Origin of the sequence: Antarctobacter aquimaris, from assembly GCF_900184945.1 — a bacterium.
Classification (GTDB): Bacteria; Pseudomonadota; Alphaproteobacteria; order Rhodobacterales; family Rhodobacteraceae; genus Maliponia; species Maliponia aquimaris.
The window spans coordinates 284,182-309,400 of record NZ_FXYF01000002.1; the positions used below are offsets into that span (position 1 = coordinate 284,182).

26 protein-coding genes are annotated in these 25,219 nt (G+C 67.6%); 14 read left to right on the forward strand and 12 right to left on the reverse strand.

Going from position 1 to position 25,219, the window contains the following annotated elements:
- Window positions 1-61 precede the first annotated feature (61 nt).
- The 5 genes from MAA8898_RS04110 to MAA8898_RS04130 form a co-directional block, all read right to left on the reverse strand.
- A complete protein-coding gene (locus MAA8898_RS04110; RefSeq protein WP_094019708.1) occupies window positions 62-1,495 on the reverse strand; it encodes a TRAP transporter large permease in 1,434 nt (477 codons plus the stop codon).
- 3 nt (window positions 1,496-1,498) lie between these two features.
- A complete protein-coding gene (locus MAA8898_RS04115; protein ID WP_245853237.1) occupies window positions 1,499-2,191 on the reverse strand; it encodes a TRAP transporter small permease in 693 nt (230 codons plus the stop codon).
- A gap of 82 nt (window positions 2,192-2,273) precedes the next feature.
- Complete coding sequence (locus MAA8898_RS04120) at window positions 2,274-3,278, reverse strand: DctP family TRAP transporter solute-binding subunit (protein ID WP_094019710.1); 1,005 nt, start codon at window positions 3,276-3,278, stop codon at window positions 2,274-2,276.
- A gap of 297 nt (window positions 3,279-3,575) precedes the next feature.
- Window positions 3,576-4,802: a sigma-54-dependent transcriptional regulator gene (locus MAA8898_RS04125; protein WP_094019711.1), complete on the reverse strand. Its 1,227-nt coding sequence runs from the start codon at window positions 4,800-4,802 to the stop codon at window positions 3,576-3,578.
- A 67-nt stretch (window positions 4,803-4,869) separates the two neighbouring features.
- Complete coding sequence (locus MAA8898_RS04130; protein ID WP_094019712.1) at window positions 4,870-6,612, reverse strand: sensor histidine kinase; 1,743 nt, start codon at window positions 6,610-6,612, stop codon at window positions 4,870-4,872.
- A 55-nt stretch (window positions 6,613-6,667) separates the two neighbouring features.
- On the opposite strand from MAA8898_RS04130, the gene MAA8898_RS04135 reads away from it, so the two are divergent.
- Window positions 6,668-7,840 carry a cytochrome P450 gene (locus MAA8898_RS04135; RefSeq protein ID WP_094020002.1) on the forward strand — a complete coding sequence of 391 codons (1,173 nt, stop codon included), beginning with the start codon at window positions 6,668-6,670 and terminating at the stop codon, window positions 7,838-7,840.
- Between the two features lie 14 nt (window positions 7,841-7,854).
- On the opposite strand, the gene MAA8898_RS04140 is transcribed toward MAA8898_RS04135, so the two are convergent.
- A complete protein-coding gene (locus tag MAA8898_RS04140) occupies window positions 7,855-8,310 on the reverse strand; it encodes an Lrp/AsnC family transcriptional regulator (protein WP_094019713.1) in 456 nt (151 codons plus the stop codon).
- 142 nt (window positions 8,311-8,452) lie between these two features.
- On the opposite strand from MAA8898_RS04140, the gene cysG reads away from it, so the two are divergent.
- The 6 genes from cysG to MAA8898_RS04170 all read left to right on the forward strand — a co-directional run bounded on the left by cysG (window position 8,453) and on the right by MAA8898_RS04170 (window position 14,063).
- Entirely contained in the window at window positions 8,453-9,910 is a 1,458-nt protein-coding gene (gene cysG, locus MAA8898_RS04145) for a siroheme synthase CysG (RefSeq protein WP_094019714.1), read from the forward strand.
- On the forward strand, window positions 9,841-10,140 hold the full coding sequence (locus MAA8898_RS04150; RefSeq protein ID WP_094019715.1) for a DUF2849 domain-containing protein: 300 nt from the start codon (window positions 9,841-9,843) through the stop codon (window positions 10,138-10,140). Before cysG ends, MAA8898_RS04150 begins: the two co-directional genes overlap by 70 nt.
- A 65-nt stretch (window positions 10,141-10,205) precedes the next feature.
- Window positions 10,206-11,879 carry a nitrite/sulfite reductase gene (locus MAA8898_RS04155; protein ID WP_094019716.1) on the forward strand — a complete coding sequence of 558 codons (1,674 nt, stop codon included), beginning with the start codon at window positions 10,206-10,208 and terminating at the stop codon, window positions 11,877-11,879.
- Window positions 11,880-11,883: 4 nt separating this feature from the next.
- Window positions 11,884-12,675: a phosphoadenylyl-sulfate reductase gene (locus tag MAA8898_RS04160; protein WP_094019717.1), complete on the forward strand. Its 792-nt coding sequence runs from the start codon at window positions 11,884-11,886 to the stop codon at window positions 12,673-12,675.
- Complete coding sequence (locus MAA8898_RS04165; RefSeq protein WP_094019718.1) at window positions 12,672-13,058, forward strand: DUF934 domain-containing protein; 387 nt, start codon at window positions 12,672-12,674, stop codon at window positions 13,056-13,058. Before MAA8898_RS04160 ends, MAA8898_RS04165 begins: the two co-directional genes overlap by 4 nt.
- 138 nt (window positions 13,059-13,196) lie before the next feature.
- Window positions 13,197-14,063, forward strand: a complete 867-nt coding sequence (locus tag MAA8898_RS04170) for a ferredoxin--NADP reductase (protein WP_094019719.1) — start codon at window positions 13,197-13,199, stop codon at window positions 14,061-14,063.
- Between the two features lie 84 nt (window positions 14,064-14,147).
- Here the strand turns inward: MAA8898_RS04170 and MAA8898_RS04175 are convergent, their stop codons facing one another.
- Window positions 14,148-14,942 carry a hypothetical protein gene (locus MAA8898_RS04175; protein ID WP_141194786.1) on the reverse strand — a complete coding sequence of 265 codons (795 nt, stop codon included), beginning with the start codon at window positions 14,940-14,942 and terminating at the stop codon, window positions 14,148-14,150.
- Between the two features lie 159 nt (window positions 14,943-15,101).
- Here MAA8898_RS04175 and infC point away from each other — a divergent pair, with 159 nt between their 5' ends.
- Both infC and MAA8898_RS04185 read left to right on the forward strand, forming a co-directional pair.
- On the forward strand, window positions 15,102-15,677 hold the full coding sequence (gene infC / locus MAA8898_RS04180) for a translation initiation factor IF-3 (protein ID WP_442403413.1): 576 nt from the start codon (window positions 15,102-15,104) through the stop codon (window positions 15,675-15,677).
- 73 nt (window positions 15,678-15,750) lie between these two features.
- Complete coding sequence (locus MAA8898_RS04185; RefSeq protein WP_094019722.1) at window positions 15,751-16,350, forward strand: SAM-dependent methyltransferase; 600 nt, start codon at window positions 15,751-15,753, stop codon at window positions 16,348-16,350.
- A gap of 44 nt (window positions 16,351-16,394) precedes the next feature.
- Here MAA8898_RS04185 and MAA8898_RS04190 read toward each other — a convergent pair whose 3' ends face one another.
- The 4 genes from MAA8898_RS04190 to dksA all read right to left on the reverse strand — a co-directional run bounded on the left by MAA8898_RS04190 (window position 16,395) and on the right by dksA (window position 20,111).
- Window positions 16,395-17,387 carry a molybdopterin-binding protein gene (locus MAA8898_RS04190; RefSeq protein ID WP_094019723.1) on the reverse strand — a complete coding sequence of 331 codons (993 nt, stop codon included), beginning with the start codon at window positions 17,385-17,387 and terminating at the stop codon, window positions 16,395-16,397.
- Entirely contained in the window at window positions 17,384-18,358 is a 975-nt protein-coding gene (locus MAA8898_RS04195; protein WP_094019724.1) for an XdhC family protein, read from the reverse strand. The genes MAA8898_RS04190 and MAA8898_RS04195 overlap by 4 nt, the downstream gene beginning before the upstream one ends.
- Window positions 18,359-18,440: 82 nt before the next feature.
- The gene (locus MAA8898_RS04200; RefSeq protein ID WP_094019725.1) at window positions 18,441-19,613 is read right to left on the reverse strand and encodes an FAD-dependent monooxygenase; all 1,173 of its coding nucleotides are present in this window, start codon (window positions 19,611-19,613) and stop codon (window positions 18,441-18,443) included.
- A 75-nt stretch (window positions 19,614-19,688) separates the two neighbouring features.
- A complete protein-coding gene (dksA, locus tag MAA8898_RS04205; RefSeq protein ID WP_094019726.1) occupies window positions 19,689-20,111 on the reverse strand; it encodes an RNA polymerase-binding protein DksA in 423 nt (140 codons plus the stop codon).
- 405 nt (window positions 20,112-20,516) lie between these two features.
- Here dksA and MAA8898_RS04210 point away from each other — a divergent pair, with 405 nt between their 5' ends.
- Window positions 20,517-21,356 (forward strand): AAA family ATPase, encoded by an 840-nt coding sequence (locus MAA8898_RS04210; RefSeq protein WP_094019727.1) that lies wholly within the window; start codon window positions 20,517-20,519, stop codon window positions 21,354-21,356.
- Between the two features lie 3 nt (window positions 21,357-21,359).
- Here the strand turns inward: MAA8898_RS04210 and MAA8898_RS04215 are convergent, their stop codons facing one another.
- Complete coding sequence (locus MAA8898_RS04215; protein ID WP_217900480.1) at window positions 21,360-21,842, reverse strand: VOC family protein; 483 nt, start codon at window positions 21,840-21,842, stop codon at window positions 21,360-21,362.
- A 195-nt stretch (window positions 21,843-22,037) separates the two neighbouring features.
- On the opposite strand from MAA8898_RS04215, the gene MAA8898_RS04220 reads away from it, so the two are divergent.
- The 4 genes from MAA8898_RS04220 (at window position 22,038) to MAA8898_RS04235 (ending at window position 25,214) form a co-directional block, all read left to right on the forward strand.
- Window positions 22,038-22,940: an AEC family transporter gene (locus tag MAA8898_RS04220; protein WP_094019728.1), complete on the forward strand. Its 903-nt coding sequence runs from the start codon at window positions 22,038-22,040 to the stop codon at window positions 22,938-22,940.
- A 266-nt stretch (window positions 22,941-23,206) separates the two neighbouring features.
- A complete protein-coding gene (locus MAA8898_RS04225; protein ID WP_094020004.1) occupies window positions 23,207-23,662 on the forward strand; it encodes a GNAT family N-acetyltransferase in 456 nt (151 codons plus the stop codon).
- Complete coding sequence (locus tag MAA8898_RS04230; RefSeq protein ID WP_094019729.1) at window positions 23,662-25,050, forward strand: DUF2927 domain-containing protein; 1,389 nt, start codon at window positions 23,662-23,664, stop codon at window positions 25,048-25,050. Before MAA8898_RS04225 ends, MAA8898_RS04230 begins: the two co-directional genes overlap by 1 nt.
- On the forward strand, window positions 25,047-25,214 hold the full coding sequence (locus MAA8898_RS04235; RefSeq protein WP_094019730.1) for an apolipoprotein acyltransferase: 168 nt from the start codon (window positions 25,047-25,049) through the stop codon (window positions 25,212-25,214). Before MAA8898_RS04230 ends, MAA8898_RS04235 begins: the two co-directional genes overlap by 4 nt.
- The last annotated feature ends 5 nt before the right edge of the window (window positions 25,215-25,219 follow it).

Consider the following 25,219-nt stretch of genomic DNA (forward strand, 5'->3'; position numbering starts at 1 on the left):
TCACGCATTGGTCCGGACACCCAGGGACAAGAAAAAAGGGCCGGTCTCCCGGCCCTTGTTCTCAGTTGATCGCCCGTGCCTCGCAGAAGGCACGCTCCAGCTCGTTTGTCGGGGGCGCCCCGGCGCAGTTGATCTGCGGTCCCATGAAGGCGTCCGGCATGTAGGTCGAGATGATCGGGATGTAGGTCACCATGATCAGGAAGACGAAGAGCACGCCGAGGAACGGCAGCGCCGCGCGCACGACCCGCATCATCGGCATCCCCGCCACGCCGGAGGTCACGAAGAGGTTCAGACCCACCGGCGGCGTGATCATCCCGATCTCCATGTTGACCACCATGATGATGCCCAGGTGGATCGGGTCGATGCCCAGTTGCAGCGCGATCGGGAACACCAGCGGCGCGACGATCACGATCAGGCCCGACGGCTCCATGAACTGGCCGCCGATCAGCAGGATCACGTTCACGATGACCAGGAACATCACCGCCCCGAACCCGGCCGAGATCATCGCCCCGGCGATCTGCTGCGGGATCTGCTCATCGGTCAGCACGTGCTTGAGGATCAGCGCGTTGGCGATGATGAACATCAGCGTGACCGTCAGCTTGCCCGCCTCGAACAGCGTGTCGCGCGTGTCCTTGTGGAAAAAGGCGGTGACCAGCGCGATGGGCTTGCGCCACAGCGGCAGGTTCGGCGCGCCGTTCTTGCCCGCCAGCGGGCCCATGTCACGGTAAATGAAGCACGCCGCGAAGAAGGCGTAGACCGCCGCGACCGCCGCCGCCTCGGTCGGGGTAAAGACGCCGCCGTAGATGCCGCCCAGGATGATGACGATCAGCAGCAGGCCCCAGGCCGCATCGGCGCCGGAGGCGATGACCTCGCCCCAGCCCTTCCATTCGCCCTTGGGCAGGTTGCGGAAGACGGCGATGAGATAGATGGTCAGCATCAGCATGGACCCGGCCATCAGGCCCGGGATGATGCCGGCAAGGAACATCCGGCCGACCGACACATCCGTCGCCGAGGCGTAGACCACCATCACGATGGACGGCGGGATCAGGATGCCCAGGGTGCCCGCGTTGGCGATGACGCCCGCCGCGAAATCCTTGGAATAGCCCACCTGCCGCATGCCGGCGATCACGATCGAGCCGATGGCCACCACGGTGGCGGGCGAAGAGCCCGAGAGCGCGGCGAACATCATGCAGGCAAAGACACCGGCGATGGCCAGGCCGCCCGGCAGGTGCCCGACGATGGCGATGGAAAAGCGGATGATCCGCCGCGCCACACCGCCCGTCGACATGAAGCTGGAGGCAAGGATGAAGTAGGGAATGGCCAGCAATGTGTAGTGCCCGGCCATCGAGTTGTAGAACTGCGCCGAGACCGACGCAAGCGAGGTGTCCGACAGCGCCAGCAGGAAGACCATCGACGACAGGCCCAGCGACACCGCGATCGGCACGCCGATCAGCAGAAGCGCGATGATCATGACAAAGAGGATAAGGACCTCCATGGTTCAGCGCTCCTCTTTTCCGTGTGCGCGGGCGGCGTCTTCGACCGCCTCTTCGGCTTCGTGGCTGACGATCAGGCTTTCCTGTTCGCCGCGGAAGATCCGGATGGTCACCTCGACGACCCGGATCAGGATCAGCAGGCAGGCCACAGGCAGGATGGTGTAGGGCACGAGGCGCGGCAGCTTGGAATAGCTTTCGCCCTGGTTCACCGCGTCTTCGAGCCAGCGCAGCCAGCTCAGCATCGGCACCTGGTCGGTTTCGAAAAAGGCGCGGTCGCGGGTGGCCTCGTTGAAGCCGGTGGGGAACCAGCGCCCCGTCGTCTCGTACAGTCCGGCAAAGGGCGCCCAGTAGTCCCAGGCCCCCTTGAGCAGCATGACCGCGTAGAGGATGCACAGCGCCCCGGCGATCAGCGCGACGGTCTTGCGCATCGGAGGAGCAAAGGTGTTGATCAGCACGTCGACGCCCAGGTGCGCGGTCACCTTGAAGGCATAGCTGGTGCCCAGCAGCACGAGCCAGGCGAACATCATCAGCACCACCTCGAGGCTCCAGATCAGGAGCGAGTCAAAGACATAGCGCAGCACGACGTTGGTGAAGGTCAGCAGGGTCATCAGGCCGAGCAGAACCGCGATCAGCGTTTCCTCGAGCTCGTTGATGAATGTCCCCAGAATGGTTTTCGGTTTATATCTGTAGACGGCCACTGTCCTCTCCCGAACCTGGATGCCCATTGGACAACCGGCGCCACAAGGGGCGCCGGTGTCAGTCTTCTTGCTTTTCTGCGGGTTACATCGAGGAGTTGATGGCCTGAGCGGCGTCGATGTTTTCCTGGCCGACCTCGTCACGGAACTGGTCCCAGACCGGCTTCATCGCGTCGACCCAGGCCTGGCGCTGCTCTGCGGTCAGTTCACGGATGGTGCCGCCGGCATCCAGAATCGCCTGGCGCGCCTGGAGGTCGACGTCGGTCACCGCGGCGTTCCGCTCGGCGGTCACTTCGGCAATGATGGTGCGCAACTGGGTCTGGACGTCTTCCGGCAGGCTGTCCCACCAGTCGACCGAGGTCACCAGCAGGTAGTCGATCACGCCGTGGTTGGTTTCGGTGATGCCGTCCTGCACTTCAAAGAACTTCTGACCGTAGATGTTGGACCAGGTGTTTTCCTGACCGTCGACAACGCCGGTCTGCAATGCGCCGTAGACCTCGGCAAAGGCCATCGGCTGGGCGGTGGCGCCAAGCGCGTTCATCTGCGCGACCAGCACGTCAGACGGCTGCACGCGGAATTTCAGGCCGTTGGCGTCAGCCGGCGAGATCAGCGGCTTGTTGGCCGAGATCTGCTTCATGCCGTTGTGCCAGAACTCGAGCCCGACCACGCCGCGACGCGCCATCGAGTTCTTCAGCTTCTCGCCGGCTTCCGAGGCCTGGAAGGCGTCGACCGCCGCGATGTCCTTGAACATGAAGGGCAGGTCGAACAGGCGGAAGGACTTGGTGATCGATTCGAACAGCGACAGCGAAGGCGCGGCCAGTTGGACGTCACCCTGCAGCATCGCCTCGATCACCTTTTCGTCGGTGTAGAGCGTGGAGTTCGGGAAAACCTCCATGCAGGCCTTGCCGTTCATCTCGGTGTTGACACGCTCGGCCAGCAGCGCGGCCGCAATCCCCTTGGGGTGGCGGTCGGTGTTGGTGACGTGGCTGAACTTGATGACGATTTCGCCATCGTCGCAGGCTGCAAGCGCGCCGGAGGCGCTGCTCATGGCAATCGCCGCCGCCGCAGCGGTCATCAGGACTTTCTTCATGGATATCCTCCCAGATACGTGCTTTTACGTTCGCGGCACCACTCTCCCGGGGCACCGGATGTCGGTACAAGACCGGGAGTCGCGAATCAGATCAAGGGATCGTGACCGGGTTTTTCCAGAAACCGTGATTCCCGGCCTGTTTTCAGCAGCTTGCAGAAAGGCGTTCATGGCTTTTCCGGCCGGGTGACACGCCGCTGTGCGAATCTTCGCACACCCGTTTCCGCTACCAGTGCGGAAATCCGCACAGTTGACGGACGGTTTGCGAATCCCCCGGGAGCCAAGGGCGCGGCGGCTGCCTCAACTGCGGAAGCTCTCGGGCTTCAGCCCGTATTTCGCGAGCTTGTCGTAAAAGGTCTTGCGCGGCAGTTTCAGCGCCTCGGCCGCGACGCGCGCCTGTCCGTCCGCCTTGCGCAAGGCCTCGACCAGCAAGGACCGCTCGACCTGCGCCAGCCGTTCGGCCAGGCCCAGGTTCTCTTCCTCGGGCGGGGTATCGCCCAGACCCAGGACAAAACGCATGGCCACGCTCATCAGCGCCCGTGCGTTGCCCGGCCAGTCGCGCGCCATCAGCCCGGAAATGACTTCTTCGGTGATCTCGGGGGGCGTGATGCCGGATTGTTCGGCGGCCTGGGCGACGTAGTGGCGGAACAGCACCGGGATGTCCTCGGGCCGCTCGGACAGCGACGGGATGCGGACCTGGCAGACCTCGAGCCGGTAATACAGCTCGCTCGACAGCGCACCCGACTGCGCCGCCACCCCCAGGTCCTGCGCGCTGCCGGCGATCAGCACCGTGCCGCCACGCTCCAGCAGGTCCAGCAGCGCCAGCTGCGTGTCCTGCGGCAGCGCGCCGATCCCGTCCAGGAACAGCGTCCCCGACGCGCAGCGCGCCCACAGCGCCTCGAGCTCTGCCCGGTCCAGCCCGCTGGCCGCGCGCTTTTCGAACGGCGCCTTGGCGCGCGCAGAGGCCAGGTGGATGACCTCGGCCACCTTGGAGATCCCGGTGCCCGGCGCCCCGGTGACCAGCACCTCGGTCCCGGCCTTGGCGGCGGCCCGGACCCCCACGCGCAGCCGTTCGGCCGCGGGCGACACGCCGAACAGCAGCCGCGCCGCCGGGTCGCCCGCCTCCAGCTGCGCCTTCAGGCGGCGGTTCTCCAGCACCAGCGCGCGGGTTTTCAGCGCGCGGGCAACGACGGCGGTCAGGTCGGCCGGGCTGCACGGTTTTTCCAGGAAGTCGAAGGCGCCCTGCGACATGGCGCGGACCGCCATGGGAATGTCGCCCTCACCCGTCAGCAGGATGACTGGCAGCTCCGGGTCCTGCTGGCGGGCGTAATCCAGCAGGTGAAACCCGTCCCGGCCCGGCATGCGGATGTCCGAGACGATGACACCGTCGAACCCCGGCCCGATCAGGTCCTTGGCCTCGACAAAGGACCCGGCGGTCAGCGCCTCGAACGCGGCCAGGTCCAGAGTCTGCCCCAGCGCCTCTCGCACCGCGCTGTCGTCGTCGACCAGCAGCACCCGGTTGGTCATGAGCGCGCCCCGGTGGGACGGCGGGCGGGGCGATGTCCGCGCAGCGGGCGAGCGGCGTCCACCGTCCTCATGCGGCGGCCTCGGCGTCGCGCCAGTATTCCAGCTCGACCGTGAACAGCGCGCCCTCCCGCGTGTTGGAGCCGCGAATCCGGCCACCGAAACTCTGCAGCAAGCCATAGGAAATCGACAGCCCCAGCCCCATGCCCGCGCCCACCTCCTTGGTGGAATAGAACGGCTCGAACACCCGTTCGGGATCGGCGATGCCCGGCCCGGTGTCCTGCACCTTGACCGTCAGCTGCGGCCCCTGCTCCAGCGTGATGGTGATCTCCTTGCGCGGCTGCCCGATCATGGCGTCGGCGGCATTGGTGATCAGGTTGACAAAGACCTGCCCCAGCCGCACCTCGCCTCCCGTGACCCAGACCGGCGCCGGCCCGGGCGTCCAGTGCAGCGTGACCCCGTCCCGGCCCAGGCGGCTTTCAGTCAGTTCCACCGCCGAGGTGATCACCCCCACCACGTCGACCTTGCCCATGGGTTCCGCCTCGTGGCGGGCAAAGGCGCGCAGGTTCTTGATGATCCGCGCCGCCCGCGTGGCCAGGTCGGCGATGCGGGTGAAATTCTCGTCGGCCTTGACGGTCAGGCCGCGCGCCATCAGCGCCGCGCCGTTCTCGGCATATTGCCGGATCGCCATCAGCGGCTGGTTCAACTCGTGGCTGATGCCGGCCGACATCTGCCCCAGCGCGCTCAGCTTGCCGGCCTGCACCAGTTCCGCCTGCGCCCGGCGCAGCGCCGCCTCGGCCTCTTCGCGCTCGGCCACCTCGCGGCGCAGCGCGGTGTTGGCGTCCTCCAGGTCGCGGGTCCGCGCCCGCACCCGCTCTTCCAGCCGGGCGTTGGCCAGGCTCAGCGCGCGCCGCCGTTCCGTCGCCAGGAACAGCAGCGAGCCGAAGAACAGGCACAGCACAACCACCACCGCCGTCTGCAACCCGGCCAGCCGCAGCGCGGGCGCGGCGTCCACCAATGCCTCGCCGGTCATGCCGATCACCGGCAGCGGTTGCACCAGATGCAGCGCGGTCTGCGGCACGTAGGGGCTGAGTTTCTGGCGCCAGAGTTCGAATTCATCGCCATGCCGGGTGACGGCCAGTGGTTCGACCTGCCCTTCAGGCCCCAGCATCGCCTCGGAGGTGCGCCGCCAGAACAGCAGTTCCGACCGGTTGGTGACAAAGATCCGGTCGCGCGCATCGGTGAAAAAGACCGCCGGGCGCGTGCCGCTCCATTCGCGCTCCAGCGCCTCGATGTCGACCATCAGCACCAGCACGCCCTGCACCTTGTCGTCCGGTCCGAACGAGGGCGTGGCATAGAAATAGGCCCGCCGGCCCGATCCCGGGCTGATGCCGTGATCCACCCCCAGCGCGCCGCTCACGGCGCGTCGAAACCATTGTTCGTCCGGCAGGCCGCCGGGCCGTTCGCCAAAGGCCGAGGCCAGCACCCGCCCCTCGCGGTCGGCATAAAAGGCGGTCAGCGCGCCGCTGCGGTCGGTGCTGCGCAACAGCATGGTCTGCGCCGCCTCCGCGTCGCCGCCGTCATGCAACGCGGCCAGCAAGGGATGTTCGACCATCACCACCGCCAGGGCGCGGAACCGCTGCAACCCGGTGACCAGCCGGTCTGCCGCCAGCGCGAGGTCCGATTCCCCGCGCGCCTTCACCTGCCGCAGCGCCTCGGCATAGCTGTAGCTCCAGACCGCCCAGCCCAGCAGCGTGACGGCGGCCAGGAAAAGCCCCACGATCGGGCCGCGTGCGGTGCGTCTCTGCTTCATGGCCCCTGTCTAGCGCCCTCTTGCCATGTCCGACAAGTCGGGCAAGGGTCGCGTCATGCGCAGCTTTATCCAATCGCCCACCGAAGCCGGGTTCGTGCAGGACCCCTACCCTTTCTACGACCGCCTGCGCGGCGCCGGAGACCTTGCCTGGTGGGAGGACTACGGCCTGCCCTGCGCGGTGTCGCACCGGGCGGTGAGCGCACTCTTGCGCGACCGCCGTTTCGGCCGCGAAGTGCCGCCCGAACAGGCGACGGAGATCCCCGCGCACCTGGCCCCCTTCTACGCCATCGAGGCGCATTCTATGCTGGAGCTTGAGCCGCCGCGCCACACCCGGCTGCGCGGGCTGGTGCTGCGCGCCTTCACCTCGCGCCGGATCAAGGCGCTGGCGCCCGAGATCGAGGCCCTGGCACATCAGTTGATCGACGCCTTTCCCGCCGGCGAGGTCGACCTGCTGCCCGCCTTCTGCCAACCCTTGCCGGTGATCGTGATCTGCCGCCTGCTGGGCGTGCCCGAAAGCCACGCCGACCAGCTGCTGGCCTGGTCCAACGCCATGGTCGCCATGTACCAGGCGCGGCGCGACCGGGGCATCGAGGACGACGCCGCCCGCGCCGCGCAGGCCTTCGCGGACTTCCTGAGGGGCTACATCGAGACCCGCCGCGCCCGCCCGGCCGACGACCTGATCACACACCTGATCGCCGCCGAAGAAGACGGCGCGCGGCTCTCCACCGACGAGCTGATCACCACCTGCATCCTGCTGCTGAACGCGGGCCACGAGGCGACGGTGCACACGCTGGGCAACGGCGTGAAGGCGCTGCTGGAAACCGGGCACGGGATCACGCCGGACACCGCCGAAGCCACGGTCGAAGAGATCCTGCGCTATGACCCGCCGCTGCACATGTTCACCCGCTACGCCTATGAAGAAGTTCAGGTTTTCGGCCACAGCTTCCAGCGCGGCGACCGCGTCGCGCTGTTGCTGGCTGCCGCCAACCACGACCCGGATGTCTGGCCCGATCCCGCCCGCTTCGACCCGGCGCGCGCCGTGATCGCCAACAGCAGCTTTGGCGCGGGCCTGCATTTCTGCGTTGGCGCGCCGCTGGCGCGGCTGGAGATGCAGCTCGCCCTGCCGGTCCTGTTCCAGAGGCTGCCGGGCCTGCGTCTGGCCATGCAGCCGCGCTACGCCAACCTCTACCATTTCCACGGGCTGGAACGGCTGGACGTGACGTATTGACCTGAGGCGCCCCTTCACAAGGGCAGCGCCGTCGTCGCCTTGATCTCTTCCATCGACAACAGCGCCGTGACGTTGTGCACCTTCACCTCTGAAATCAGCGCCTGGTAGAAGGCGTCATAGGCGCGCGCGTTCTTCACCCGGACCTTGAGGATGTAGTCGATGTCGCCGGCCAGCCGGTGCGCCTCCTGCACCTCGGGGCGGTCCTGGAGCGCCTTGAGAAAGCGGCGCTGCCAGTCGGCCTCGTGCTCGGACGTGCGGATCAGCACAAAGAAGGTCGCCTCGAATCCCAGCTTTTCGGCATCCAGGACCACGGTCTGCGGACCCAGAACACCGGCCTCGCGCAGCTTGCGAATCCGGTTCCAGACCGGGGTCTTGGATGACCCCACCTTGCGCGCGATCTCGTCCAGCGACTGCCCCGCATCGCGTTGCAGTTCCGCAAGGATTTTCCGGTCCGTGTCGTCGATCTGCATCGGCTGTTCTCCGTTACCGCCACTTTCGGGAAATCGCTCCACCCTCGGCCAACGGATAGAACATGCGTTCTTGTTTTTCCACCCCTATGGCAATCTGGCAGAACAATTTCCTATTATTGAGGGCAGAACGAAGGAGCCTGACGTGCAGCACTTTCCGATCTTCCTCGCCCTCACCGGACGGCGGGTCGTCGTCTCGGGCGGCGGCGCGGCGGCGCTGGCCAAGCTGCGCCTGCTGCTGAAGACCGAAGCCCGGATCACCGTCTTTGCCACGGCGCCCGACCGCCAGGTCGCGGACTGGGCCAATCAGGGCCGCCTGACCCTGGTCCGGCGCGCGGCGGAACCTGGCGACGCACTCTGCGCCGCGCTGTTCTACGCCGCCAACGAGGACGCCGCCGAGGATGCGCGCACCGCCGCGCTCGCCCGCGCCGACGGCGCGCTGGTCAATATCGTCGACAACCTGGAAGACAGCCAGTTCATCACGCCCGCCATCGTCGACCGCGACCCGGTCACCGTGGCGATCGGCACCGAGGGCGCGGCACCCGTGCTGGCCCGCGCCATCAAGGCCGACCTCGAGGAACGCCTGCCCGCCACGCTGGGCCCGCTCGCCCGGATCGGCAAGGGGTTTCGCAAGATGGCCGAGGTGCTGCCCTTCGGCCGCGCCCGGCGCGACTTCTGGCAGGACTACTATTTCAACGCCGGTCCGCGCGCCATGGCGCAGGGCGAGGATGGCGTCGAGGCAGCGCTGGACCGGCTGCTCGACCGCCACGTGAACCGCAGCGTCCGCCCCGGCCACGTCTCCTTTGTCGGTGCGGGTCCGGGCGACCCGGACCTGCTGACGCTGAAGGCGCGCAAGGCGCTGGATGTGGCCGACGTGGTGATCCATGACCGGCTGGTGCCGCAACCGATCCTTGAACTGGCGCGCCGCGAGGCCGTGCTGATCGACGTCGGCAAGGAAGGTTTCGGACCCTCCGCCAAGCAGGCGGACATCGACGCGCTGATCGTCGAACACGGGCTGAAAGGCGCGCAGGTGGTGCGCCTCAAGGGCGGCGATTGCACCGTCTTCGGCCGGCTGGACGAAGAGATCGAGGCCGTCGTCGCCGCCGGCCTGTCCTACGACATCGTCCCCGGCATCACCGCCGCCTCGGCCGCCGTGGCGGGCATCGGCCAGTCGCTGACGAAACGCGGCCGCAACGCATCGGTGCGCCTGCTGACCGGCCACGACATGCAGGGCTTTGCCGACCACGACTGGCGCAGCCTGGCCCGCCCGGGCGAGGTTGCCGCGATCTACATGGGCAAGCGCGCCGCGCATTTTCTGCAAGGTCGCCTGATGATGCACGGGGCGGCACCCGAGACACCCGTGACCGTGGTCGAGAACGCCTCGCGCCCCGACCAGCGCGTGCTGGGCACCACGCTCGACCGCCTGTCCACCGACCTCGCCGAGGCCGATTTCGACGGCCCCGCCCTCATGCTTTTCGGCCTCGCCCCGCGCGACGGCCTTCCCGTCACCCGTTTCGATCAGGAGGCTTTTCCATGGCCCGCAGCTTCACTCCCAAAGTCGTCACAGCAAACGCCCTCCTCGCTGGCGATGTCGTCTACCTGACCGCCGAGGACACCTGGAGCCCGGACCTGCGCGAGGCCGAATTGCTGACCGACGAGGCGCACGCCCAGCTGCGCCTGGTCGAGGCCAGCGCCCGGCAGGCCGAGGTGGTCGGCGTCTACCTGGCCGACATGACGGCGGGCAGCGGCGGTCCCAAGCCCACCCACTTCCGCGAGGCCTTCCGGCGCACCGGCCCCTCCAACTATCCGCACGGCAAGCAGGCCGACCTCTGACACCCGCAAATCTTTTGCCAAAAGATTTGCAAATTCCACGCATGGAATTTGCCCGGAGACCAACGATGTACAGCTATTCCGACTTCGACGCCGCCTTTGTGGCGACACGCAACCGCCAGTTCCGCGCCCAGGTCGAACGCCGCATCTCGGGCGCCCTGACCGAGGACGAATTCAAGCCGCTTCGCCTGATGAACGGGCTTTATCTGCAACTGCACGCCTACATGCTGCGCGTCGCCATCCCCTACGGCACGCTCAACAGCGCGCAGATGCGCCAACTGGCCTATATCGCCGAGCGCTGGGACAAGGGCTATGGCCATTTCACCACCCGCCAGAACATCCAGTACAACTGGCCGCAGCTGCGCGATGTGCCGGACATGCTCGACGCGCTGGCCGAGGTGCAGATGCACGCCATCCAGACATCCGGAAACACCATCCGCAACGTGACCGCTGATCATTTCGCCGGCGCCGCCGCAGATGAAATTGCAGACCCCCGCCCGGTGGCCGAACTGCTGCGGCAGTGGTCCACCGACCACCCCGAGTTCCAGTTCCTGCCGCGCAAGTTCAAGGTCGCCGTCACCGGTTCACCCAATGACCGCGCGGTGACCGCCGCGCACGACCTTGCGCTGCGCATCGTCGAGCGGAACGGCGAGATCGGCTATGCCGTGCTGATCGGCGGCGGGCTGGGCCGGACGCCGATGATCGGCAAGATCGTCAACGATTTTGTGCCGCAGGCGGACCTGCTGCCCTACGTCGAGGCGGTCGTCTCGGTCTGGAACCTGCTGGGCCGGCGCGACAACAAGTTCAAGTCGCGGATCAAGATCACAGTGCATGAACACGGCATCGACCAGATTCGCGCGCTGGTCGAGGCACGCTTTGCCGAGACCAGGGCCGCCTTCACCGGCGCCGACCTCGCGCTGTTCGACGCGATCCAGGCGCAGTTCGCGCCCCCCGCCTTCGCACACCGCCCGCTGGGCGCCTTCGAGCGCGCCTACAACGCCGACCCGGTGTTCCGCTCCTGGGCCGACACCAACCTGGCCGAACACCGCGCGCCCGGTTACGCCATCGCACAGATCAGCCTCAAGGCGCATGGCGCGACCCCGGGCGACGCCAGCGCCGACCAGATGCGCGTCATCGCCGACATCGCCGAAACATTTGGTCATGACGAGTTGCGCATCAGCCATGAGCAGAACGTCATCCTGCCGCATGTCCACAAGGCCGACCTGCCCGAGATCCACGCCCGGCTGAAGGCACATGGTCTGGCCACCGCCAACATCGGCCGGATCTCGGACATCATCGCCTGCCCCGGGATGGACTATTGCGCGCTGGCCACCGCCCGGTCGATCCCGATCGCGCAGGAGATCGCCACCCGGTTCGACCAGCTCAAGATCGAAAACGACATCGGCGAACTCAGGATCAAGATATCGGGCTGCATCAACGCCTGCGGTCACCACCACGTGGGCCACATCGGCATCCTCGGGCTGGACCGCGCGGGGGTGGAGAATTACCAGATCACGCTGGGCGGCGATCACACCGAAAACGCCGCGCTGGGCGACCGCACCGGCCCCGGTTTTCCGGCCGAAGAGATCGTGCCCGCCATCGAACGCATCGTCCAGGCCTACCTCGACAACCGCGAAAGCCGCGAAGAGAGCTTCCTGCACTGCTACCGCCGCATCGGGATGGCCCCCTTCAAGGAGGCGCTCTACGGCGACAAGCAGGACAAACGGTCCGAGGCGGCCTGACATCATGTTGGATCGGGCTGAAACTCCCTCTTCCGAGGGCAGCCGCCATGCGGCGGACAGCGACCGGGCGCGCAAGGTGGCGGCGCTCAACGCCCGCTACCGGCACCACAGCGCCACCTCGGTGCTGGAGGGCGCGCTGCGCGATCCGGAGGTCGGGTCGCTGGCCATGGTGTCGTCCTTCGGGGCGGAATCGGTGGCGCTGCTGCACCTGGTGGCGATGGTCGACCGGCGCACGCCGGTGCTGTTCATCGACACGCAGATGCTGTTCGCCGAGACGCTGACCTACCAGCAGGAGGTGGCCGAGCGGCTGCGGCTGGAAAACCTGCGCATCATCCGCGCCACCGACGAGGCGGTCGCGCGGCGCGATCCCTACGGCGCGCTCAGGATGTCGGACCCCGATGCCTGCTGTGCCCTGCGCAAGAGCGAACCGCTCGAGACCGCGCTGGCCGGGTTCGACGGCTGGATCACCGGGCGCAAGCGCTACCAGTCCGGCACCCGCGCGGCGCTGGAGTTCTTCGAGCTGGAGGACGGCAGCGGGCGGATCAAGCTGAACCCGCTGGCACACTGGATGGCCGAGGACGTACGCGCCTACATGGAGGAAAACCGCCTGCCCCGGCATCCGCTGGTGGCGCAGGGGTATCCCTCGATCGGTTGCGCGCCCTGCACCTCCCGGGTGGCCCCGGGCGAAGACCCCCGCGCCGGGCGCTGGCGCGGCCAGGACAAGGAAGAATGCGGCATCCATTTCGTGAACGGCCGCGCCGTTCGCCAGGGCCGCAAGCAAGGAGAAGAGGCATGAGCATCATCGTGCGCGACGACGGCTTTCACGCCGAGGACTGGACGGCGGGCTTTGACGCCCCCGAAGTGCTGGACCTGGCATCCGACACCGACCCGGCCAGCCTGGCCTTCGATGAAGGCACCCGGCTGATCCGCATCGCTTTTCCCGGCTTTTCGGACGGGCGCGGCTTTACCCTCGCGCGGCTCTTGCGCCTGCGCGGCTATCGCGGGCGCCTGCGGGCCAGGGGACACGTCATTTCGGACCAGTACGCCATGGCGCGGCGCGCCGGTTTCGACGAGGTCGAGATCGACGAGGCGCAGGCCCGCCGGCAACCCGAGGATGAGTGGCGTTTCCGCGCCGACTGGCAGAGCCACGACTACCAGGCCCGCCTGCGCGGCGCCTGACACCGGGCGGGCAAAAGTTTTTCGAAAACTTTTGCAAATTCCACGCATGGAATTTGCCTGCGCCGTTTGCGCAGGTTTCACCTGATACAGATCAACGCTAGACATGAGGCACCGGTTTACACAACCGGCGATCAAGACATGACAGAGATGATGCCCGTGACCGACGCCACCGCCGCAGACCCCGCCCGCGCACCGCGCGCCCTTGCCGTACCGGACGCGCAGACCGTGACCCAGGTCCGGCACTACACCGACAGGCTGTTCTCGTTCCGCTGCACGCGCCCGGCCTCGCTGCGCTTTCGCTCGGGCGAGTTCGTGATGATCGGCCTGATGGGTGACCCGGACCCCAAGACCGGCAAGCAGAAACCCCTGCTGCGCGCCTATTCCATCGCCTCACCCTCCTGGGACGAGGAACTGGAGTTCTATTCGATCAAGGTGCCGGACGGCCCGCTGACCTCGAAACTCCAGCACATCGAGCCGGGCGACCAGATCATCCTGCGCCCCAAGCCGGTGGGCACCCTCGTGCATGACGCCCTGCTGCCGGGCAAGCGGCTGTGGTTCTTTGCCACCGGCACCGGCTTTGCCCCCTTCTCCTCGCTCCTGCGCGAGCCGCAGACCTACGAGGACTACGACGAGATCATCATCACCCACACCTGCCGCGAGGTGGGCGAACTGACCTATGGCCGCGAGATCATCGAGTCGCTCAAGACCGACGAACTGCTGGCCGAGGTGATCGGCGAGGGCTTCTGGAAGAAGATCAAGTACTACCCGACCACCACGCGCGAGGAGAGCCCCAAGATGGGCCGCATCACCGACCTGATGCGTTCGGGCGAGGCGTTCAAGGATCTCGGCGTGCCGCCGCTGACCCCCGAGACCGACCGCGCAATGATCTGCGGCAACCTCGCCTTCAACCTCGAACTGAAGGCCATGCTCGAGGAATACGGCCTGGAAGAAGGGGCCAATTCGGACCCCAGGCACTATGTCGTCGAAAAGGCCTTCCTCGACTGACAGGCTTTTCCATCGGAATGAAAAGACCCCCGCCGGGCTCCGGCGGGGGTCTTTGTTTTTGAGGAATGCTCGGTCCGGGTCAGGTCAAAGGCCCAACTGCACCTTCACGGTGTCCAGCGCGGTCTTCAGCATCGCCGGGTTGTTGCGTGCCTGCGTCAGGAGCGCCTTGGCGCCTTCCTTCTTCAGCGGATCAATCTCGGACGCGTCGATGTAGGCGATCAAGGCGTCGTAGTCGAAGCCCTCGACCGTCAGCAGATCGGCGATCGCGGGGGCTTCCGGCGCAGCATCGGCCACCGGGGCCACGGGCGCGGCCGGGGGCGCGGTGACAACCGGTGCGGCAGGCGCCGGGGAATCGGCCGCCGGCGCAGGCGTCACGGCCGGCGCATCGGCCGCCGGGGCGTCAGGAACAACCGCATCGACAGCGCCCTCGACCGCGGTCAGAGCCGCATCCTTGGCATCCTTGGCGGTGTCCACGGTGCCATCCACCACGTCCTTCACGGCATCCTGGGCAGCGTCGACGGTCGTGTCCATCACGTCGGACAGGGCATCCTCGACCTTGACAGTGCCGTCAGCCAGGCCCTGGACCGCATCCTTCAGCGCGGTTTCCGCGGCATCCTTGGTCTTGTCCACGGCGTCGGCCGCGTCATCCGCCAGCGTGTCGGCAGCGTCCTTCAGGTCTTCGGCCACAGCCTCCACCGGCTCGGGCGTCACTTCCTCGGCCACCTCCGGCGGGGTCTCCGCTGCCGGCTCCGGGGCGGTCACGGCGACTGGCGCCGGGGCGACAGGCTCCGGAGTGGCCTGCTGGGACTGTGTCGTGTACCAGAAATAACCGCCGATGGCGGCTGCCACGGCCACCGCGGCCACGATCAGGTTCTTCATGATGTCCTCCATCGCATGTCTGTCCGCGCCCGGTCAGGCGCGCATCATGGTGGATGTGCGTAGCCGCAGCGCAGCCACAAGGGGGAAATCTCTCTGCTGCGGCGCAGCGGCACAGATTTGCCGCTTGAAAGCCTCTCGGGGCAAGTTTACCTTGCCGCCTTGACGAAAAACCACATTAGGAGCATTCCGATAGCCCGCAGACCGCATAACGCGCCACCCACGCGCGACACCGGCCCCCGGATCAATGACCGTATCCGGGCCCCCGAAATCCGTCTCATCGGCGCCGAGGGCGAGAACATCGGCGTCGTGACGCCGGCGCGCGCCATGGACCTGGCCGAACAGGCCGGTCTCGACCTTGTCGAGATTTCGCCCAATGCCACCCCCCCGGTGTGCAAGATCATGGATTTCGGCAAGTTCAAGTACGAGACCCAGAAACGCGAGGCCGAAGCGCGCAAGAAGCAGAAGATCATCGAAGTCAAGGAAGTGAAGTTCCGTCCCAACACGGACACCCATGACTACGACGTCAAGATGCGCAGCGTCTTCAAGTTCCTCGAGAACGGCGACAAGGTGAAGGTCACGCTGCGGTTCCGCGGCCGCGAGATGGCGCACCAGAACCTGGGCCGCGACCTGCTGGAACGTGTGGCCGAAGACGTCAAGGAAGTCGGCAAGATCGAGAACATGCCCAAGATGGAAGGCCGCCAGATGGTCATGATGATCGGACCGGTGCCAAAGTAACGCCTCCGCCGGGGCAGGCAAGCTTACAAGCCCGCCATCGCGGCGGGCTTTTCCTTTTCCGGGAGACGGACGGATGGACTGGGACACGCGCTATGGAACGCCGGATTACGTCTTTGGCACGGTGCCATCAGGCTTTCTGACGGCGCATGCGGGGCTGATCCCGCCGGGCGCGCGCACGCTCTGCATCGCCGACGGGGAAGGCCGCAACAGCGTCTGGCTGGCCACGCAAGGCTGCGCCGTGACAGCCTTCGACGTCTCGCCCAATGCCATCGCCAAGGCGCGTCGGTTGGCCAAAGAGGCCGGCGTTGCGCCGCGCTTCGAGGTGGCCCGAATCGAGGACTGGGACTGGGACGCCGCGCCTTACGACCTCGTGGTCGCGGTCTTCTTCCAGTTCCTGTCCCCGGCAGAGCGTGCCCCGGTCTTCGACGGACTGCGCCGCGCGCTGGCCCCCGGCGGACGGCTGATGCTGCACGGCTACACCCCGCAGCAGGTCACTTATGACACCGGCGGCCCGTCCGACCCCGCCAACATGTACACCGAAGACCTGTTACGCGAGTCGTTTCCGGACCTGCGGCTGCTGCGCCTCGACAGCTACGAGAAGAACCTCAGCGAAGGTCGTGGCCATTCCGGTCGCTCGGCGTTGATCGACCTGATCGCGGATGCCCCCGCCTGACGGCGAGTCGGGCCGGGCAGCACCCAGACGATCCAGCCAAGGACTCAGGCCTCGCGCAGCCGCCCGCGCACCGGGATTTCCTTGAGCAGCCCGCCCACGCCCATGCCCGCAATGTCGCCCGAGGTCACCGGCACGCCGCAGAGCAGCCGCTCCAGCACCCAGTCCGCCCCGTTCAGCGCGGGCGACCGGGCACAACCGGGCAGTCCGATCACCGGTCGCCCCTGCAAGTCTCCAAAGAACAACAGGTTGCCCGGGTCCACCGGCATGCCGAAATGCGTGACGGTCCCGCCCGCCCGGCGCACCGCCTCGGGCGCGACATCGTGCAGGTCCGAGGTGGCCGAGCCGGTCAGAATCAGCACCGCGTCGGCGGTAGAGGCCGCCACCGCCTCGGCCAGCGGGCCGATCCGGTGCGGCACCACCATCTGCGGGCCGATCTCCACGCCCAGCCGGTCCAGCCGCTCCTGCGTCACCGCCTGGCCCTTGTCGCCGGTCTCGCCCGCGTCCACCGCGGTCTGGATCAGCTGCGCGGTGCGGCAGACCACCGGGCGCAGGCGCAGCGCGCCCTGACCGGCCAGGCAGGCGGCCTCCAGCGCCGCCTCGGGCACCGCATAGGAGATGATCTTGACCGTCGCCACCATGCCGCCCGCCGCCACGCGCTGCCAGCGCGGCACCGTCGCGACCGTGATCATCGGATGCAGCGCGTTCAGCGCATGGATGCGGTCGGCCAGCACCTCGATCACGCCGGGCGCCTCGGCGTGCAGGTTCACCCGCCCGGTCGATGCCTTGCCGATCCTCAGACCGGCGCGCGCCGGATCGGGCACCAGCGCCGAAGCCAGCCGCGCCGCCGCCGCATCCTCGCCCATGTCCCCAGGTTCCAGCCGCGCGACGATCACCTCTGTCAGCCCCTCGGCCCGAAGGGTCTCCAGGTCCTCTGCCGTCAGCACCCGCCCCTTGCGCAGCCGCCCCTTGGACAGCGCGACCGAATGGGCCAGCACCGCGCCCCCGGCTTCGTCCAGCGGAACGGCGCCGAACTTCATGCCCCGTCCCCCCGCCGCAGCACGCGGGTCATCTCGGCCAGGATCGACACCGCGATCTCGGCCGGGCTGGCCGCGCCGATGTCCAGCCCGATGGGGCCGTGGATGCGGTCGATCTCGGCCTCGGTGAATCCGGCCTCGGTCAGCCGCGCGACGCGTTTGCCATGCGTCCGTGTCGATCCCAGCGCACCGATGTAGAAGCAGCCCGAGCGCAGAGCCAGAGCCAGTGCCGGATCGTCCAGCTTGGCGTCGTGGGTCAGGAGCACCAGCGCGGTGCGGGTGTCCAGGCCCAGCGCCGTCACTGCCTCGTCCGGCCAGTCGTGCGACAACCGCGTGCCGGGAAAGCGCGCCTCGGAGGCGAAGGTTTCGCGCGGGTCGATCACCGCCGGGTCGTAGCCCGCCAGCCGCGCCATCGGCACCAGCGCCTGCGCGATGTGCACCGCGCCCACCACGATCAGCCGCAGGGGCGGGTTGTGGATGCCGACGAACACCCGGCTGTCCGGCTCGAAGCCGGACCGATCCATGCGGAACCGCTGCTCGAAACCGGAACGGTCGAGCCAGCGGTCGCTGCGGTCGAGATCCACGACATACGCCACCGGTTCACGCGCCGCGCGGGCCGCCACCAGGTCCTCCAGCAGTGCCTCGGGCAGCACCGGGCCGACCGGCTCCACCAGCACGCGGATGGTGCCTCCGCAGGCGAGGCCCACGGTAAAGGCATCCTGGTCCGAAACGCCGAACTCCAGTTCGCGCTTTTCGCCCTTTTCCAGCGCCTCGATCGCCTCGACGATGACCGCGCCCTCGACACAGCCCCCCGAGACCGAGCCCTCGATCTCGCCTTCGCCGGAAATCGCCAGCTGGCTGCCGACGCGTCGCGGGGCAGAGCCCCAGGTTTCGACCACCGTGGCCAGAACTGCGCCCTTGCCCGCGCGATGCCAGGCCAGCGCCGTTTCGGGAATTGCATCGACAGTGTCCATGAGCGGCCCCCTCTCCCTGAAACCAGATGTGTAGCACGCCGCGCGCCGCTGTCTGCCCCTTTTCAAGGGCCGCATCGGCGGATCAGCTGGCGCGCGTCACGTCGTGCGCATAGAGCCAGTCGAACTGCCGCAGCATCATTCCCGGTGCCAGCCGACCGACCATGCCCAGCCCCAGGTGCGCTACGCCGCGCACCACGGGGTTGCGCAGGTGGTACTTGCGCGCGTTGCCGTTGGCGGCGGCGATCACCCGGCAGACCCGGTCGCGGCGGCGGTGCTGATAGGCGGCCAGCGCCTGGTCGAGGTCGGTGGCGCGCCCCACCGCATCGGCCAGCACCCAGGCGTCTTCCAGCGCCATGTTCGCGCCCTGCGCCAGGAACGGCAGCGTCGGGTGCGCCGCGTCGCCCAGCAGGGCCACGCCCGCGCCGTGCCATCTGCGCGCCACCGGGTGCCGGAACAGGCCCCAGAGACCGGGATCGGCCACCTGTTTCAGCAGGTCCGGCACCACTCCGCCAAAACCCTCGAAGGCGCGCCGCAGGTTGGCCGGGTCGTCGACGTGGCTCCAGCCTTCGTCGGCCCAGTCGCGCCGTTCCTCGACCGCGACGAGATTGACCAAGGCGCCGCCGCGCAGCGGATAGCTGACCAGGTGCCGCCCCGGCCCCATGTGCACCCGCGCCTCGGCCGGGTGATCCACCACGTTGGGCACCACCGCGCGCCAGGCGACCTGGCCTGTGAAAAAAGGTTCTGTCGTGCCGTTCAGCACGGGCCGCAGAACAGAATGCAACCCGTCCGCGCCGACCACCAGATCGGCCTCGGCCAGGTCGCCGTTGCACAGGTTGAGGCGCACGGGCGCGCCCGGTGCGACCTGGCAGACCTTTTGCAGCAGCCGCACCGCGATGTCGCGGCGGCGCGCCTCGGCCGCCAGCAGTTCGACCAGGTCGGCGCGGTGCACAAAGCGGTAACTCTGGGTGTCGGGCAGCCCGGTCAGGTCCAGCCGCAACACCTCGGCGCCGCGGAAATCGCGCAGCGAGACCGCCTGCCCGGCCACCGAGATCGCGCGGAACGCCTCGCCCAGGCCCAGTGCCTCGAGCACCCGCAGGCCGTTGGGGCTGACCTGGATGCCGGCGCCCACCTCGCGGATCGCGTCCGCCTGTTCGAACAGGCACACGCGGGCGCCGCGCGTCTCCAGCGCCAGCGCCGCCGCCAGACCGCCGATGCCCGCACCGACAATCGTCACCTTGAGGTCGTTCATGTCCATGCGTCTCCCATGACAAACGAGAAACGCCGAGGCAAGGGCCCCGGCGTTTTCTTGATCCGTCCATCGGGCAACGGCTCAGTCGTCGCGATGCACCTTTTCGCGGCGCTCGTGACGCTCCTGCGCCTCGAGGCTCATGGTGGCGATCGGACGGGCATCCAGCCGCTTGAGGCTGATCGGCTCGCCGGTCACCTCGCAGTAGCCGTATTCGCCATCGTCGATCCGGCGCAGAGCCTGGTCGATCTTGTTGACCAGCTTGCGCTGACGGTCGCGCGTGCGCAGTTCGATCGCCCGGTCGGTTTCCTCGCTGGCGCGATCGGTGACGTCGGGGATGTTCCGCGTGCCTTCCTGCAGCGTTTCGATTGTGTCGCGGCTGTCGGACAAAAGCTCGGCCTTCCATGCCAGCAGTTTGCGGCGAAAGTATTCGAGCTGGCGCTCGTTCATGAACGGTTCATCGTCGGCCGGTCGGTAATCGTCGGCCAGAAAGGTCTCAGGCTTCATCTCTGCTCCCTTGTCAACGCCAATACCCGTCATATTGAAATTCCTCAGATATCTGGCATCCCTGCGGGGAGCCATTAAACCAACCCGGAACGGTTGTCACGTCACATTAGCGACGAATGCGGGATCATTTTCGGCGGTTGTGAGGCACTGTTGCGGCATGGCCCATGCCTGACGCCCGCGCCGGACCGCGGCGAAGACCGCCAACCACCCTCCCTGTCCGCCGGCAGCAGAATTGCCCGCCTGTCGAGAGGCGCGGCCCGCCATGTGTCCCGCTGAGTCGGCCGTGGCGCGACCTGCATGATTTGTGACGACACCGCGCCGATGGCCGGGCGCGGGTGCTGCACTTGCAAAGGGGCGCGCCCCGCTCTACCCCTTTTGGCCGACGGGCACCTTGGGGAGAGCCAGATGCGTTTTGACGGAACCGACGACTACGTCTCGACCGACGACCTGACCATGGCGGTCAACGCCGCCGTGACGCTGGAACGTCCGCTGCTGGTCAAGGGCGAGCCCGGCACCGGCAAGACGGAACTGGCCCGCCAGGTGGCCAAGGCGCTCCAGCTGCCGATGCTGGAATGGGCGGTGAAATCCACCACCAAGGCGCAACAGGGGCTGTACGAATACGATGCGGTCAGCCGGCTGCGCGACAGCCAATTGGGCGACGAGCGCGTCAACGACGTGCGCAACTACATCCGCAAGGGCAAGCTGTGGCAGGCCTTCGACGCCGACGGCAAGGTCGTGCTGCTGATCGACGAGATCGACAAGGCCGACATCGAGTTCCCCAACGACCTGTTGCAGGAACTCGACCGGATGGAATTCCACGTCTACGAGACCGGCGAGACGATCCGGGCAAAGCACCGCCCCATCGTCATCATCACCTCGAACAACGAAAAGGAACTGCCGGACGCCTTCCTGCGCCGCTGCTTCTTTCACTACATCAAGTTTCCCGACACCGAAACGCTGAAGAAGATCGTCGAGGTGCATCACCCCGGCATCAAGCCCGCCCTGCTGACCACCGCGCTGACCCAGTTCTACGAGCTGCGCGACCAGCCGGGCCTGAAGAAAAAGCCCTCCACCTCCGAGGTGCTGGACTGGCTCAAGCTGCTCCTGGCCGAGGATCTCGACGCCGAGGATCTGAAACGCGACGGCGCCAGCGCCCTGCCCCGGCTGCACGGCGCGCTGCTCAAGAACGAACAGGACGTGCACCTGTTCGAGCGGCTGGCCTTCATGGCGCGGCGGCAGCGCTGAGGTTCACCCGGCGTCGTAGGCCGCCTCCAGCGCGGCCATGTCCAGCCTGGTCATGCCCATCATGGCCTGCATCATGGCGTTGGTGCGGCGCTTGTCGCCGCGCGCGGTCAGTTCGGTCAATTGCCGGAGCGTGATCTGCCAGCGAATGCCCCAGCGGTCGATCAGCCAGCCGCATTGAGACTCCTGCCCGCCATCGGCGGTCAGCGCCGCCCACAGCCGATCGGTCTCGGCCTGGTCCTCGGTGGTGACGCTGATCGAGACCATGTCGGTATGCGCCTGGTGCGGCCCGGCCTGCAGGATCTGGAACGGTGCGCCGCCCAGGGTGAAGTCGATCACCAACACCGCGTCCACCTCTCCGGTCAGCATGTTGTCGAATCGCTCGGGCTCGGCGATCTCCGATTCCGGGATCAATGCGCAATAGAACCGCGCCGCCTCCAGCCCTTCCTTTTCGAACCACAGGCAGGTCGCCACTTTCGACATCGGCATCGCTCTGTCCTCCGCACAGGCACTTCGGACATATTACGCCGACGCAGCGCAGACGCACAGCGCAATGTCGAAGGCGTAGCCTGGAGGGCGGGCCGCTGCGCCCGACACGGGCGCGACCGGAGCGGCCGGAAGGCTGCGCCCCTTGCACCCTGTCACCCAAAGTGATCTGACCGTCGGGCAGCAAAAGGCCGCGTCATGCTCGTCATCCTCACCCACGACATCCTGCCGGTCTTTTCGATGCTGGCGCTTGGCATGATCCTCGGCCGTACCGGCCGGGTGCAGCGCGACGAGGCCACCACGGTCAACCGCGTGGCCTTTCTCGTGCTGCAACCGGCGCTGATCTTCACACTGATCTCGGCCATCGACTGGCAGACCTTTCGCGCCGACGCGCTGGGCGGCTACGTGCTCGCGCAGGTCGTGCTGTTCACGCTCACCTACCTGCTCTGCCGCCGCCTCTTTGGCCGGGAACCGCTGGAATCCTGGTTGCTGGCCATGGCGACGATCTTCGTCAACACGCTGCTCTACATCTGGCCGATCTCGGTGCTGATCTACGGCGAGGCGCTGGCCCTGCCCGTCACCGCCATCGCGGCCTGGGATTCGGCGGTCAGCTTCAGCTTCTTCATCGTCACCACCGACCTCATGGCCAACCCCGGCGCCGGGCCGGGCCGCGCATTGCGCCGCATCGCCGGGAACCCGGTGCTGATCGCCATAGCGCTTGGCCTGACCGTCAGCCTTGCCGGTCTCACCGTGCCGGAACCGATCCTGACCGCCTGCCGTTTCGCCGGGGCGGGCGCTGCCCCGCTCACCCTGCTGGCGCTGGGGGTGATCCTGTCCGGGCAGGCGCTGACACCGACCCCGCTGGTCGCCACCATCGCGGGGCTCAAGCTGCTGGCCTTCCCGCTGCTCGCCGCCGCCGCCCTCTGGGCCATCGCCCCGCCCGAGCACTGGGAGACGTTGTTCATCCTGACCGCCGCGGGGCCATCGGGCGCCATGGCCTTTGCCCTGGCGCTGCTGCACCGCGTCCGCACCGACGCCATCGCCCCGGTCATCGTCTGGACCAGCCTGCTGTCGCTGTTTTCGCTCGCCTGGCTGGCCTGAGCGCCGCAAATTTGCCCGCTTTGCGGCCATCCAGATGCCCCGTCAGCCCCGGTGACAGTGGCAAATCGGACGCACCTTGCCCGCACAACTCTCTGATTTTCCTAAAATCTCGTTAACGCTTTCCCGATTTCGGGAAATAATTGTCCACAAGCCCCTCCACCCGGCTCAGTCATCGCGCTTTTGCCCTATAGTATCCCCAACGTGGACAGAAAGACCGGGTGTTCTTGGGGCACTTCGGACAGACAGACAGCAGGCAGGTCACGACCGTGTCCCAGAACAACACCCTGACGGTGCGCCCCCTGCGCGCCGAAGACGAAGCTGAGTGGCGCGCGCTCTGGACGGCCTACCTGGCCTTCTACCAGGCCACCGTGCCCGAACCGGTCTACGTCTCGACCTTTGCCCGCCTCTTGGGGGACGATCCGCGCGACTTCAGCGCGCTGGTCGCGGAACAAGACGGTCGGCTGGTCGGTCTGACCCACTACCTGTTCCACCGTCACGGATGGAAGATCGAGGAGGTCTGCTACCTGCAGGACCTCTACGCCGTCCCCGAGGTGCGCGGCACCGGGGTCGGCCGCGCGCTGATCGAGGCGGTCTATGCCGCCGCCGACGCCCACGGCGCCCCCTCCGTCTACTGGCTGACACAGGATTTCAACGCCACCGCCCGCCAGCTCTATGACCGCATCGGCACCGTCACGCCCTTCATCAAGTACCAGAGGGCCTGATGCGCCGGTTCCGCCGCTTCCTGCTGCCCCTGACCCTTGCGCTTGGCGCCTGCGCGCCGTCAGCCCCCGTCGACACGGTGGCCACCCGCGCCGCGCCGATGGACAGCGGCAGCGCCCTGCCGGCGATGAAAAGCTTTGCCGCGCCGCGCCCGCAGAGGCCGGTCGCCTCGAACGCCGACATGGCGCGGGACTTCATCGACCTGGCCTTTGCGCTCGAATCGGGTCGGCCGCTGCGGGTGTTCACCCGCTTCGAGCAACCGATCCGCGTGCGCGTCACCGGCGCGCCGCCCGCCTCGCTGGTGCCTGACCTGCGCCGCCTGATGCACCGGCTGCGCACGGAGGCGGGGATCGACATCGGTTTTGCCGAAGGCGGCGCCGCGCAGATCACCGTGCAGGCCGTCAGCCGCGCCGAGATCCGCCAGGCGCTGCCGCAGGCCGCCTGCTTTGTCGTGCCCAACGTCTCATCCTTGGCCGAGTACCGGTCCAAGCGCCGCTCGCGCGAGGTCAGCTGGTCCTCGCTGGAACGGCGCGAACGGCTGGCGATCTTCCTGCCCAACGATTCCTCGCCGCAGGAAACCCGCGACTGCCTGCACGAGGAACTGGCCCAGGCCATCGGTCCGCTGAACGACCTCTACCGCCTGGCCGACAGCGTGTTCAACGACGACAACGTCCACACCGTGCTGACCGGCTACGACATGACCGTGCTGCGCGCCTACTACGACCCGGCGCTGCGCAACGGGATGACCCAGGCGCAGGTCGCCGACCGGCTGCCGGGGATCCTCGCACGGATCAACCCGCGCGGACAGGGCATCGCGCCGCAACGCCTGTCCAAGACGCCGCGCGTCTGGATCGACGCGGTGCAGACCGCGCTGGGCCCCGGGACCAGCCCCGCGCAACGCCGCGCCGCCGCCATCGAGGCGCTGAAGATCGCCAGTGCCATGGGCTGGACCGATCACCGCCGCGCCTTTTCGCACTATGCCATGGGCCGGCTGCTGCAAGCGACCGATCCGCAGGCAGCGCAGGATCAGTTCGTGCTGGCGCAGCGTTTCTTCGGCCAGCGCCCGGACACCGCCCTGCACCGCGCCTACGTGGCCTCGCAGCTGGCCGCCTATGCCATCGCCGCGGGCAACCCGCAGCAGGCGCTGGCGCTGATCGCGCCGCATCTCGACACCGCCGCACGGCATGAAAACGCCGCCCTGCTGGCCACCCTGCTGATGCTGCGCGCCGAGGCGCTGGAGCTGTCCGGCCGCGTTGCCGAAGGCGGCGCGGTGCGTCTGGACTCGCTCGGCTGGGCGCGATACGGCTTCGGCTCCGATTGGGCGGTCCGCGCGAAACTGCGCGAGATCGGCGGGCTGAATCCCGCAAGACAAGGGCAGGGAAGGCTATGATCGTCATCTTCGGTGCGCTGATGGGCGCCATCATCGGCGGCGCGACCGCGAAACGGCGCAAGGGCAACTGGGTCGACGTGGCGCAATACGTCGTGGTCTATGCCATTGCCTTTGCGCTGCTGGGGCTGGTCGTCACCATCGCGATCGAAAAGTCGCTGAGCTGAGCCGC

Excerpts from the sequence above, each read along its gene's own strand:
- MAA8898_RS04110 (WP_094019708.1), bottom strand. The coding sequence starts at position 1,495 with ATGGAGGTCCTTATCCTCTTTGTCATGATCATCGCGCTTCTGCTGATC.
- MAA8898_RS04120 (WP_094019710.1), bottom strand. The coding sequence starts at position 3,278 with ATGAAGAAAGTCCTGATGACCGCTGCGGCGGCGGCGATTGCCATGAGC.
- MAA8898_RS04125 (WP_094019711.1), bottom strand. The coding sequence starts at position 4,802 with ATGACCAACCGGGTGCTGCTGGTCGACGACGACAGCGCGGTGCGAGAG.
- MAA8898_RS04130 (WP_094019712.1), bottom strand. The coding sequence starts at position 6,612 with ATGAAGCAGAGACGCACCGCACGCGGCCCGATCGTGGGGCTTTTCCTG.
- MAA8898_RS04135 (WP_094020002.1), top strand. The coding sequence starts at position 6,668 with ATGCGCAGCTTTATCCAATCGCCCACCGAAGCCGGGTTCGTGCAGGAC.
- MAA8898_RS04140 (WP_094019713.1), bottom strand. The coding sequence starts at position 8,310 with ATGCAGATCGACGACACGGACCGGAAAATCCTTGCGGAACTGCAACGC.
- MAA8898_RS04150 (WP_094019715.1), top strand. The coding sequence starts at position 9,841 with ATGGCCCGCAGCTTCACTCCCAAAGTCGTCACAGCAAACGCCCTCCTC.
- MAA8898_RS04155 (WP_094019716.1), top strand. The coding sequence starts at position 10,206 with ATGTACAGCTATTCCGACTTCGACGCCGCCTTTGTGGCGACACGCAAC.
- MAA8898_RS04160 (WP_094019717.1), top strand. The coding sequence starts at position 11,884 with ATGTTGGATCGGGCTGAAACTCCCTCTTCCGAGGGCAGCCGCCATGCG.
- MAA8898_RS04165 (WP_094019718.1), top strand. The coding sequence starts at position 12,672 with ATGAGCATCATCGTGCGCGACGACGGCTTTCACGCCGAGGACTGGACG.
- MAA8898_RS04170 (WP_094019719.1), top strand. The coding sequence starts at position 13,197 with ATGACAGAGATGATGCCCGTGACCGACGCCACCGCCGCAGACCCCGCC.
- MAA8898_RS04175 (WP_141194786.1), bottom strand. The coding sequence starts at position 14,942 with ATGAAGAACCTGATCGTGGCCGCGGTGGCCGTGGCAGCCGCCATCGGC.
- MAA8898_RS04185 (WP_094019722.1), top strand. The coding sequence starts at position 15,751 with ATGGACTGGGACACGCGCTATGGAACGCCGGATTACGTCTTTGGCACG.
- MAA8898_RS04190 (WP_094019723.1), bottom strand. The coding sequence starts at position 17,387 with ATGAAGTTCGGCGCCGTTCCGCTGGACGAAGCCGGGGGCGCGGTGCTG.
- MAA8898_RS04195 (WP_094019724.1), bottom strand. The coding sequence starts at position 18,358 with ATGGACACTGTCGATGCAATTCCCGAAACGGCGCTGGCCTGGCATCGC.
- MAA8898_RS04200 (WP_094019725.1), bottom strand. The coding sequence starts at position 19,613 with ATGGACATGAACGACCTCAAGGTGACGATTGTCGGTGCGGGCATCGGC.
- dksA (WP_094019726.1), bottom strand. The coding sequence starts at position 20,111 with ATGAAGCCTGAGACCTTTCTGGCCGACGATTACCGACCGGCCGACGAT.
- MAA8898_RS04210 (WP_094019727.1), top strand. The coding sequence starts at position 20,517 with ATGCGTTTTGACGGAACCGACGACTACGTCTCGACCGACGACCTGACC.
- MAA8898_RS04215 (WP_217900480.1), bottom strand. The coding sequence starts at position 21,842 with ATGCCGATGTCGAAAGTGGCGACCTGCCTGTGGTTCGAAAAGGAAGGG.
- MAA8898_RS04220 (WP_094019728.1), top strand. The coding sequence starts at position 22,038 with ATGCTCGTCATCCTCACCCACGACATCCTGCCGGTCTTTTCGATGCTG.
- MAA8898_RS04230 (WP_094019729.1), top strand. The coding sequence starts at position 23,662 with ATGCGCCGGTTCCGCCGCTTCCTGCTGCCCCTGACCCTTGCGCTTGGC.
- MAA8898_RS04235 (WP_094019730.1), top strand. The coding sequence starts at position 25,047 with ATGATCGTCATCTTCGGTGCGCTGATGGGCGCCATCATCGGCGGCGCG.